General features: G+C 46.8%; 9 protein-coding genes and 1 tRNA gene. 7 read left to right on the forward strand and 3 right to left on the reverse strand.

Annotated elements, in window-relative coordinates; translation table 11 throughout:
• Positions 1–86: 86 nt before the first annotated feature.
• Positions 87–932: a sugar phosphate isomerase/epimerase family protein gene (locus KE626_RS24945; RefSeq protein ID WP_211975736.1), complete on the reverse strand. Its 846-nt coding sequence runs from the start codon at positions 930–932 to the stop codon at positions 87–89.
• A 349-nt stretch (positions 933–1,281) separates the two neighbouring features.
• On the opposite strand from KE626_RS24945, the gene KE626_RS24950 reads away from it, so the two are divergent.
• The 4 genes from KE626_RS24950 (at position 1,282) to KE626_RS24965 (ending at position 6,351) form a co-directional block, all read left to right on the forward strand.
• The gene (locus KE626_RS24950; RefSeq protein ID WP_211975737.1) at positions 1,282–2,376 is read left to right on the forward strand and encodes a vWA domain-containing protein; all 1,095 of its coding nucleotides are present in this window, start codon (positions 1,282–1,284) and stop codon (positions 2,374–2,376) included.
• A gap of 93 nt (positions 2,377–2,469) precedes the next feature.
• A complete protein-coding gene (locus KE626_RS24955; RefSeq protein WP_211975738.1) occupies positions 2,470–3,972 on the forward strand; it encodes a sigma 54-interacting transcriptional regulator in 1,503 nt (500 codons plus the stop codon).
• A gap of 269 nt (positions 3,973–4,241) precedes the next feature.
• The gene (locus KE626_RS24960; protein WP_211975739.1) at positions 4,242–5,564 is read left to right on the forward strand and encodes a Gfo/Idh/MocA family protein; all 1,323 of its coding nucleotides are present in this window, start codon (positions 4,242–4,244) and stop codon (positions 5,562–5,564) included.
• Positions 5,565–5,613: 49 nt separating this feature from the next.
• Complete coding sequence (locus KE626_RS24965) at positions 5,614–6,351, forward strand: 3-keto-disaccharide hydrolase (RefSeq protein ID WP_211975740.1); 738 nt, start codon at positions 5,614–5,616, stop codon at positions 6,349–6,351.
• 238 nt (positions 6,352–6,589) lie between these two features.
• Here KE626_RS24965 and KE626_RS24970 read toward each other — a convergent pair whose 3' ends face one another.
• Complete coding sequence (locus KE626_RS24970) at positions 6,590–7,078, reverse strand: GNAT family N-acetyltransferase (RefSeq protein WP_211975741.1); 489 nt, start codon at positions 7,076–7,078, stop codon at positions 6,590–6,592.
• 514 nt (positions 7,079–7,592) lie between these two features.
• Positions 7,593–7,663, reverse strand: a tRNA-Cys gene (locus tag KE626_RS24975).
• Positions 7,664–7,868: 205 nt separating this feature from the next.
• Between KE626_RS24975 and KE626_RS24980 the strand changes: the two genes are divergently transcribed.
• From KE626_RS24980 to KE626_RS24990, 3 genes are all read left to right on the forward strand, one after another.
• A complete protein-coding gene (locus tag KE626_RS24980; RefSeq protein ID WP_211975742.1) occupies positions 7,869–8,747 on the forward strand; it encodes a nucleoside phosphorylase in 879 nt (292 codons plus the stop codon).
• A 48-nt stretch (positions 8,748–8,795) separates the two neighbouring features.
• Complete coding sequence (dapF, locus tag KE626_RS24985; protein WP_211975743.1) at positions 8,796–9,581, forward strand: diaminopimelate epimerase; 786 nt, start codon at positions 8,796–8,798, stop codon at positions 9,579–9,581.
• Between the two features lie 97 nt (positions 9,582–9,678).
• Complete coding sequence (locus KE626_RS24990) at positions 9,679–10,857, forward strand: TDP-N-acetylfucosamine:lipid II N-acetylfucosaminyltransferase family protein (protein WP_211975744.1); 1,179 nt, start codon at positions 9,679–9,681, stop codon at positions 10,855–10,857.
• Positions 10,858–10,882: the final 25 nt, after the last annotated feature.

Genomic DNA, 10,882 nt, shown 5'->3' on the forward strand with positions numbered 1-10,882 from the left:
TCCGGTGGCTCACTGCAAAAAAAATCCGAAGATCCCGGTCACACCGTTATCTTCGGATCTGTCATCTTAATAAAGATGAAAAATGATTACAGGTTGCTTACCATTGTTCTCCAGAAAGCAGCGCTGGCTTTTACTTCCGGTACATTATTGTCCCAGTTGTATTCGTACTCAGCAGAAAATAATCCTTTGAATTTCTGATTTTTCAGTGTTTCCAGCACCTTTGGCATCTGGCTAAAACCATTGCCCCAAATTACGTCATGTGCATCCGGCGTTTTGTCGCTCATGTCTTTAAAATGCAGGCTTACAATATGGCCATCCAGTTTTTTGATACATTCTACAGGATCCAGGCCGGAACGTACCCAGTGGCCAATATCAGCGCAGGCGCCCATCAACTTGCTTTTGCCTTTGATAGCAGCCAATACGATATCCGGGTTCCAGTAATGACTTGGTTTCGGATGGTCGTGGATCGCCAGCTTGATGTTGTATTGATCGCAAAGGGAAGAAATCAGATCCAGATCTTCTTCTTTAGGCTCAGAAGTTATGCTCTGGATACCCATCCTGTTCGCAAAATCGAATAACATACGCCATTCTGCAGCAGATGGCGGTACTACCACACCAAATGCTACCAGCACTTTATGCTTTTTCTTAAACAGGGATTTTACTTTTTCTTGTTGATCGGGCGACATATGGTAGTCAAATTTACCTTCGATGCCACCGCCAATCACCTGGCCAGGAAAGGCTTCCACATACTGGATACCGCAGCTGTCCATCTTGTCCAACGCCTCCGCCAATGTAAAATGATTAAATGTCCATGCCTGCGCTCCCAGCTTCCAGCCTAATGCATCTGCCCTGGCTTGTGCACCCGCAGAATTTGCAAATAATGCAACTGCTAATCCGCCCGCCAGCATCAATGCATTTCTCAGTTTTTTCATATAGTTATTTTTTTGATGATTGAAAGTAATTGCTTTCAGGATAAAATGCAAGTTTTCGCGAAAAAAATGCGGGGGAGGGAGCGCCTTCGGCGCTTGTCTTTGGGCAGGATTAGATTGATTTTGATGATTGTACTGATTTTATCCCCTTCTGATCAGGGGCTTTATTTATTTGATGAGTCCATAAAAAAAGGAGGTAAGCATCTTTCTAAAAAAGAAATAAAATCAGTACAATCATCAAAATCAATCTAATCCTGCCCAAAGACAAGCGCCGAAGGCGCTCCCCTCCCATTCTCCGCACCTTGTACACTTTCTAACCGAAAAGTGGTAAATTTAATCCAGAAGACGTGCTATGAGAGGAATACAATTTACCAGGTTCAACCCGGACGAAAACAAGAAACCACCTTTCCAGAAACTACTGGACCTTTTTACCCAACTCCTCACCTACACCAGCGGAGATATCTCAGAAGCCCTGCAGTGGCTCACTGAGCTGGATAAGGAATATAATCTCACGAACGAGGATTATGGGATCGGCGACTTTATTCAGGAGCTGAAAGACAAAGGATATATCCGCGAAAACGAGGAAAGCGGCGAAATAGAAATTACCTCCAAGGCAGAACAAACCATTCGCAAAAATGCCCTGGAAGAAATATTCGGCAAACTGAAAAAATCTGCCACCGGTAACCACAACATCCGCAAATCCGGTATGGGCGATGAACTCAACGCCGAAACCCGCCCCTTCGAATTCGGCGACGGCGTGGACCAGCTGGATATCACCGCATCCATCCGCAACGCACAGATCAATCACGGCATAGATAGTTTCTCTATACAACAGGATGACCTGGAAGTAAAGGAAACCGACTTCAAAACACAAACATCTACCGCCCTGATGATCGATATCTCCCATTCCATGATCCTGTATGGGGAAGACAGGATCACACCGGCGAAAAAGGTCGCTATGGCCCTCGCAGAACTGATTACCACCCGGTATCCCAAAGATACCCTTGATATCATTGTATTCGGAAACGATGCCTGGCAGATAGAAATCAAGGATCTGCCCTATCTGCAGGTAGGCCCCTTCCATACCAACACCGTTGCCGGGCTGGAACTGGCCATGGACCTGCTGCGCCGCCGGCGCAATCCCAACAAACAGATCTTTATGATCACAGATGGTAAACCCACCTGCCTGAAAATAGGATCACAATATTATAAAAACAGCTTTGGGCTCGACAGGAAAATACTGAACCGTACTCTCAACCTGGCCGCACAATGCAAAAAATTAAAAATACCGATCACCACCTTCATGGTCGCCACCGATCCATGGCTGCAGCAATTTGTCCAGGAGTTTACCGAAACCAACAACGGAAAAGCCTTCTTTTCCGGCACCGATAAACTGGGACAGTTTCTCTTCCGCGACTTCGAAAGCGGTAAAAGAAAATTCTACTGAAAAAGAATTACGAATTGCGGATGATGAATTACAACCTTCTGATTCATCATCCGCAATTCGTAATTCATCATTCGTAATTCGTAATTCTTTCAAATGAACACAAGCATAAAAACATTAGGCGAGCTCAAAAAAAGTGGCTATAAACCAGTATCAGTAAAAGAAGAGATCAGACGTAACCTGATAAAAAAACTACAAAATAAAGAAAGCACCTTCCCGGGTATCATCGGGTATGAAGACACGGTAATACCCGATACAGAAAGAGCCTTGCTCTCCAGGCACAACATCCTGTTCCTGGGCTTGCGCGGACAAGCGAAAACCCGCATGGCCCGGCAAATGACCGAGTTACTGGACGACTATATTCCCATCGTGGAAGGCTCCGAAGTAAACGACGATCCGTTTAATCCGCTGTCGCGCTATGCAATAGACCTGGTCGCCGAAAAAGGAGATCAAACACCCATCGCATGGCTGCCGGCCAGCGCAAGGTATGGCGAAAAACTCGCCACACCGGATGTTTCCGTAGCCGACCTGGTAGGCGATATCGACCCTATCAAGGCCGCTAACCTGAAACTCAGCTACGCCGACGAAAGAGTCATCCACTTCGGTATCATTCCCCGATCCAACCGCGGCATCTTTGTCATCAACGAACTACCCGACCTGCAGGCACGTATACAGGTGTCGCTGTTTAATATCCTCCAGGAAGGCGATATACAAATCAGGGGCTTTAAAGTGAGAATGCCACTGGATATCCTGTTTATTTTCACGGCTAACCCTGAAGACTATACGAACCGCGGTTCTATAGTTACGCCGCTGAAAGACAGGATCGAAAGCCAGATCATCACCCACTACCCTAAAACAATAGAAAACGCCCTGCTCATCACCGAACAGGAAGCCGATATCCATACCGATCAGCAGGCTAAAGTCCAGATCGCCGACATGGTGAAACGCCTGATCGAGCAGGTTTCTTTCGAGGCTCGCACCAGCGAATACGTAGATAAGAAAAGCGGGGTATCCGCCCGTCTCACGATCGCAGCCTACGAAAACGCCGTGAGCGCCGGTGAACGCCGCGCCATCATCAACAAAGAAAAGGAAACCCAGGTGCGCATCGGCGATCTGCAGGCCATCATCCCTGCTATCACCGGTAAAATAGAGCTGGTATACGAAGGCGAACAGGAAGGCCCCCTGCAGGTGGCGCATAACCTGCTCGATAAAGCCGTCCGCAGCCTCTTCGCGCTCTATTTCCCAAACCCCGATTCCTTCAAGAAAAAGAAACAGGGCGCGCAAGTGGAAAATCCCTACCGCAGCGTGATCCAGTGGTTCGATAAAGGAAATGCCGTACAGCTCCTGCAGGATGTAAGCGATAAACAATATGAAACCACCCTTGGGAAAGTAGAAGGGCTCAGGGAACTCATCAAAGCCAGTTTCCCGAAGGCCAGCAACAAAGAAGCGCTGCTCCTGATGGAATTCGTGCTCCATGGCCTTTCCTCCTACTCCCTCATCAGCAAAAAAGTGGTGGAGAACGAAACCCGCTTTAGCGACCTGCTCGGCACCATGATGAATTTCAGCCTGGGTGGGGATGGTGAAGAGCCGGAAGAATAGCCGCGGATGTTGTCTTGCCCAGGATTAAACTGATTTTGATGATTTTAAGATTTTGTTTTTACAGGATTTAAAAAGATTAGGGGAGATATAAGCGAACACATTTTTGCTGCTATCTCCCCTAATCTTTTCTAATCAAAAAAATAAAATCTTAAAATCATCAAAATCAGTTTAATCCTGGGCAAGACAAAATCCCCATAAATCCTGATTAAATTTTCCTATTTTGTATTTTTAAATGTCAATTCCACAATTATTAAAAACCGTTTTATTACATGAACAATTCCCGTAGAAATTTCATTAAATCAGCTTCCACGCTGATGGCCGGGGCCGGACTGGTATCCGCCCTGCCAGCTTCCCTGCAGGCATTACCGCTAAGAACCGTTGCTGCCAGCGACCGGCTCAATGTCGCTGCCATTGGCATCAATGGTATGGGCTGGTCCGATCTGACGGCCATGCTGAAAAACCCTGCCGCACAATGCGTGGCACTTTGCGACGTGGACAAAAACGTGCTCGACAAACGCGTTGGCGAACTGGCGCAGAAAGGTATTAAGGTAAAGGCTTACAGCGATTACCGTAAACTGCTGGAAGATAAAAACATCGATGCGGTTATCATCGGTACGCCCGATCACTGGCATTGCCTGCAAATGACAGATGCCTGTGCCGCAGGTAAAGACGTGTATGTGGAAAAACCTATGGGCAATTCCATCATCGAATGCCGCGCCATGGTAGCAGCACAACAGCAACACAACCGTGCTGTACAAGTTGGGCAATGGCAACGCAGCCAGCAACATTTTAAAGAAGCCATTGAATTTGTGCATTCCGGGAAACTCGGGAAAATACGACTGGTAAAAGTGTGGGCCTATATGGGCTGGATGAAGTCCATACCTGTAAAACCAGATGGCACTCCACCTGCGGGCGTAGATTATAAGGCCTGGCTGGGTCCGGCTACCACCCGTCCTTTTAACGAAAACCGCTTCCACTTTAATTTCCGCTGGTATTGGGATTACGCAGGCGGCCTGATGACCGACTGGGGCGTTCACCTGCTTGATTATGCCCTGCTTGGCATGAAATCCGGCGCTCCCAAATCCATTATGGCTGCTGGTGGCAAGTTCGCCTACCCCGACGATGCCGCAGAAACGCCGGATACTCTCACTACGGTTTATGAATTTGATGACTATAACATCCAGTGGGAACAGGCTACAGGTATTGATGGCGGCCCTTACGGACGTACGCACGGCATCGCTTTCCTCGGCAACAATGGTACCCTGGTACTGGATCGCGGCGGCTGGGAAGTGATCCCCGAAAAAGGTAAAATGGAAGCCGTTCCCCTCCGGAAATCAGTAGATAACGGCCTCGATCTGCACACCACCAATTTCGTGGAAGTAGTGAAATCCCGCCGCCTCACCGATTTGCATGCACCGGTAGAAGTAGGCTCTCTCGTGGCTACCACCGCGCAAATGGGTAATATCGCCTATCGCACCGGTAAAAAAATATACTGGAATAAAGAGGCCGGCAACTTCACCGACAACGATGCCAACAAACTGTTAGCAGCACAGTATCACAACGGATACAGGCTTCCTAACGTAACCGCATAAACGAAATTATTCACAAAGTTTTCATCTACCTAAAAAATTAAAAGAACACATGCGTACGTTACTTCTCTCTGCCTGCACGCTGCTATCTCTTACTGCAGCCGCGCAAAACAATGAGCAGATGAAACCAGAAGCCACAGAGGTCTGGGAACCAATTCCCAAAGTCATTAATCCGGGTACCGAAGTCCTCACGCCTCCCTCCGACGCCATCGTGCTGTTCAACGGCAAAAACCTGGATAACTGGGAAGCAGAGAAAGGCGGTCCGGCCAAATGGGAAGTAAAAAATGAGGTGATGACGGTGGTAAAAGGCGGCGGCGTTATCAAAACCAAACAACAGTTCGAAGACTTCCAGCTGCATATCGAATGGCGCACCCCTGCTGAAGTAAAAGGCGAAAGCCAGGGCCGCGGCAACAGCGGTATTTTTATGCAGGAAAACTATGAACTGCAGGTGTTGGATAACTATAATAACCGCACCTACTCTAACGGTCAGGCAGGTAGTTTCTACAAACAAAAAATTCCGCTGGTAAATGCCTGCAAAAAACCAGGCGAATGGCAAACCTATGATGTTATCTGGACGGCTCCCCGTTTTAACGACGATGGATCGCTGAAAAGCCCGGCACGCGCCACGGTGCTGCAAAACGGCGTATTGGTGCAGAATAATGTGGAACTGGAAGGATCAACACAATATATCGGTAAACCTTCTTATACAAAACATGGCGCCAAATCCATTGCCCTGCAGGATCATGGGAATCCGGTAAGCTATCGGAACATATGGATTAGAACATTATAAAACCAGTTTTTTTGTCTTGCCCAGGATTTTGTCTTGCCCAGGATTAAACTGATTTTGATGATTTAAAGGATTTTTTTCCTTTTTGATTTTAAAAGATTAGCGGAGAAACAAGCTAATTTACTTACATCTACGCTAATCTTTTAAAATCAAGTAATAATCACAAAAAAATCCTTTAAATCATCAAAATCAGTTTAATCCTGGGCAAGACAAAATCCTGGGCAAGACAATATTCGCTGCACTAAATCGCTGCCTCTTTCTCTATATTCAGCGATAAAAATACCGCGTCACTAATCGGATTGTCATAATACGCCGCAATAGGTTCAAATCCCAGCGAAGTATATAACTCAATCGCAGGACGCATATGCGCCAGGGTATCCAGCAAAATCCGTTTATACCCCAATGCCCTGCTCTCTGCTATAGCAGCACTCGCGAGGGCCTTCCCTACGCCATGCCCCTTAAATGCATCCTTTACAAAAAGACGCTTCATTTCTGCAATACTGTTGTCGAATGGCCGAACCGCCACACAGCCTGCCAGCTGCCCATCTACCAGCGCCAGCAACAATGCTCCTGCAGGTGCTACATATATACCAGGTAAACTGGCCAACTCTTCTTCAAATCGTTGAAAACTAAGGTCAACATTTAACCAATTGGCATATTCGCGGAAAAGCAGCTTCACCTGGTCCAGGTGCTTGGAATCTTCGGCGGTTACTTTAATAATCTCTGTCATAACCACTTCTTTTTATTGTACATAAAACGCAAAGAGCCTTCTGCATGCAGAAGGCTCCTTGCTTGGATAAATGTGGGCAACGTTCTTTTTAGTAGAAATGCTGCCGATATCTTATTATCAAATTACATATGCTGTACCTAAAGCTTTAGTAAATTATTGATAAAAATCTCTTGCCTTCTGTTTACTCAACCAGCCTAATGCGGGGGATGCAATATAACTTTTTACATTGACATTTCCTTATCTATTTTTCAAACGATTTCCGTCCACTGAAACCAGCCAGCAGCGGCCTTTTGCAGGCTGGCTCCGGTAGCGGGCAACAAGCGCGTCCATACCAGGGCTGATTCAGCAGCATATTAAAAAAATAAATACCGGGAGAAAAAAAGGATGCCAAAATTGATAAAGGAAGTATTTACAGAGATGGATCACAACAAGTGCGCTGATAGCAACAATTTACACTGCAACTTACCGGAAAAGAAAAAGCCGCGAAATTCGCGGCTTTTATCTTTTCTTTGAGAGGTTTCGAGCGGATTCGAACCGCTGTACGAGGTTTTGCAGACCTCTGCCTAGCCACTCGGCCACGAAACCATCTATTTCAAAACGTCCGCCCTAACTGCCCCACTGGCGTACATCTCATTCGTTTTGTGGGATTGCAAAAGTAGTAAATTTCTGATTACCACCAAATATTATTTAAAAAATATCTAAAAAATTATTTTGATAATAGGGCAGAACAAAGGAATATTGAGTCTGAAAAACTGGAATTGTTGATTTGTGAATAATAAAAATTAGTACAATGGATAATCGTATTGCTGAATCAGAACTGATCATCAACAGCCGCGGAGCGGTATACCACCTCGATGTAAGACCAGATGAACTGGCACATACCATCATCACCGTGGGTGACCCCGACCGCGTTGGCGCAGTAAGTCAACATTTCGATAAAATAGAAGGCAAATATCAACACCGCGAATTCGTTACCCATACCGGTTATATCGGCAGCAAACGTATTTCTGTTGTATCTACCGGCATCGGCACCGACAACATCGATATTGTACTCAACGAACTCGACGCACTGGTCAATATCGATTTTAATACCCGGCTCGTTAAATCCGAACTCACCGCCTTACAAATTATACGCCTCGGCACTTCCGGCGCTTTACAGGAAAGCATTCCGGTCGACAGCTTCGTAGTATCCTCTCATGCCCTGGGCCTCGATAACCTCATGCCCTACTATGCATTCGAGAATACTACCGCCGAAAAACAACTGCTGGAAGCCTTCCGCGGACAGGTATTCCTGCAACCCGGCGGCGCTAATCCATGCCTGTTTGAAGCATCTGCGAAATTGCACGATCACTTCATGGATGGTTTTCATACAGGCATCACCGTTACCTGCCCCGGGTTTTATGCACCACAGGGCCGGGTACTGCGCGGTACCCTGTCAAACCCCAACCTGATCGATAACCTCACCGGCTTCTCCTACGAATCACACCGCATCACCAACTTTGAAATGGAAACATCCGGTATCTATGGTATGGGACGCGTGCTGGGGCACGAATGCCTCTCCATCAGTGCCATCGTGGCCAACCGGATCCGTAAGGAGTTCAGCAAAGACGGAGGCGCCGCGGTAGCTGCACTCATCGAAAAAGGACTGGGCATCATCGCCGCTATTTAAGCGGAAACGCCCCCTCCCAAACATGGCTTATTTTTTTATCTTTGCTGTATGAACAATATCCACTTCTATAAATACCAGGGCACCGGTAATGATTTTGTGATCATGGACAACCGGAACGGAGAATACAACTGGCTCACAGACGAACAGGTGAATGAATTATGCGATCGCCGTTTCGGCATCGGCGCTGATGGACTCATGTTACTGAATAAAAGCGAAGACTACGACTTTGCTATGAAATATTATAACGCCGACGGCCGTGAAGGCACTATGTGCGGCAACGGCGGCAGATGCCTCGTAGCCTTTGCACATAAAATGGGCATCGGCGACGGTAACCTCTACTTCATTGCCGTAGATGGCGAACACGAAGCCACCATGGACGGCAACAACTGGGTAAACCTCAAAATGTCTGATGTACATGATGTAGAAAACGGCCCGCTGTACTTTTACCTGAATACCGGATCCCCTCACTTCGTAAAGTTTGTGGAAGATGTACAGGCCGTAGATGTATTCAACGAAGGCCGCGGGATCCGTTACAACGAACGCTTCGCAGCAGAAGGCACCAACGTCAACTTCGTACAGCCCTTCGAAAGCGGCATCTTTGTTCGTACCTACGAAAGAGGCGTGGAGGATGAAACCTACTCCTGCGGCACCGGCGTTACAGCCGCCGCACTAACGTTCGCAGGCAGAGAAGAAAAAGAATATGTGGTACCCGTGCAAACTTTAGGCGGACAACTGGAAGTGCGCTTCTCCAAAACAGGAGAACGTACCTACAGCAACATCTGGCTCTGCGGCCCCGCCACCCTCGTATTTGAAGGCGATATCACCGTAAAATAACAATGATCACCATAGCCGTTTTTACAGGATTACCTCCCTGCAGAAACGGCTTTTATCCTATCCCCTGTCCTTCATCGCAGCAGCATAAACACACGGCATGAATTATCACTTAATGGTCGACGACAAGTTCATCAATGATTTTATTCGCGATGCGGAAAAAGTAGCACCCGGAAATAATACCTATATCATTGATAACTGGAAAAACAAAGCAAAATTTGTAAAATACGACCAGGCAATCTTTGCCCCCTTTTATACGCCCGCTTTTACTGCTATCTTGAAAAAGATTACCGATAAAGACAAGGTATTTGTACACTGGGCCTCGGACCTGGCAGTACAGGCCGTATTATCCCTCCCGGCAAATATTACTACAGGTATGTTCTTCTGGGGAGGCGATGTGGTAGAAATACCCGCTTCCCGCTTCAAAAAAACAATATACGGCCCGCTAAGCCTGGAATACTTTGAAAAAAACGAGGAGCGCCCAAAGCTGAAATTCAATCCCATGCGGCCCAAAAGAGTATTTAACTCTTTTGCGCAACGCTTTTTCAATTATAAAGGACCCGACAGGAAAGTAGCACGTACCCGGGAACAGTTCTTTAACCGCCTGAATCTCTTCCTCCATTGGAGCAGAATCGACTACGAATGGCTGCAACGCCATTATACCACCGCAGCGGAATACCGTTATTTCTATTACGACTGCGGCCAGAAACCGGATGAAGCAGAGCAAAAGGTGATGAATGCGCCGAAAGATACCAGCGTTACCACCATCCTGCTGGGCAATTCAGATACCGTTACCAACAACCACCTGGAAGCATTACAAGCCCTCGCTCCCTATAAAGATCAGCCCATCAAACTGGTGATACCACTGAACTATGGCAATCCAAAATATGGCGACCTGGTTGAGAACGAAGCCAAACGCATCTTTGGCGCCGATAAAGTAATGGCGCTGCGCAGTTTCCTGAACCGCGACGACTACTACAAACTACTCGCACAGGTAGATGTAGCCGTTATGTACCATTATCGTACCCAGGCTGCAGGTAATATACTGGCGCTGCTTTACAGGGGCAAAAAGATTTTCATTCACGGTAACAGCACACTTTACCGGCTGTTGAGCAACAATAACATCGCCGTATTCGATTCCAAAGAAATCGGGGAAATGGACTTTAAACAGTTGATAGCGCCACTCGACAAGGCTACCATCGAAAAAAATATTACGATAGTAGACAGGCTTTTTAATGAAGCCGATAAATTAGCCGCGCTGAAACTGGCATTGAATTAAGCATACAATTGTTATAAATAAAAAC

This window comes from Chitinophaga hostae (assembly GCF_018224885.1).
GTDB lineage: Bacteria > Bacteroidota > Bacteroidia > Chitinophagales > Chitinophagaceae > Chitinophaga > Chitinophaga hostae.

Bases quoted from the DNA above. Each gene is read 5' to 3' on its own strand.
- KE626_RS24945 (WP_211975736.1), bottom strand. From the start codon at position 932: ATGAAAAAACTGAGAAATGCATTGATGCTGGCGGGCGGATTAGCAGTT.
- KE626_RS24950 (WP_211975737.1), top strand. From the start codon at position 1,282: ATGAGAGGAATACAATTTACCAGGTTCAACCCGGACGAAAACAAGAAA.
- KE626_RS24955 (WP_211975738.1), top strand. From the start codon at position 2,470: ATGAACACAAGCATAAAAACATTAGGCGAGCTCAAAAAAAGTGGCTAT.
- KE626_RS24960 (WP_211975739.1), top strand. From the start codon at position 4,242: ATGAACAATTCCCGTAGAAATTTCATTAAATCAGCTTCCACGCTGATG.
- KE626_RS24965 (WP_211975740.1), top strand. From the start codon at position 5,614: ATGCGTACGTTACTTCTCTCTGCCTGCACGCTGCTATCTCTTACTGCA.
- KE626_RS24970 (WP_211975741.1), bottom strand. From the start codon at position 7,078: ATGACAGAGATTATTAAAGTAACCGCCGAAGATTCCAAGCACCTGGAC.
- KE626_RS24980 (WP_211975742.1), top strand. From the start codon at position 7,869: ATGGATAATCGTATTGCTGAATCAGAACTGATCATCAACAGCCGCGGA.
- dapF (WP_211975743.1), top strand. From the start codon at position 8,796: ATGAACAATATCCACTTCTATAAATACCAGGGCACCGGTAATGATTTT.
- KE626_RS24990 (WP_211975744.1), top strand. From the start codon at position 9,679: ATGAATTATCACTTAATGGTCGACGACAAGTTCATCAATGATTTTATT.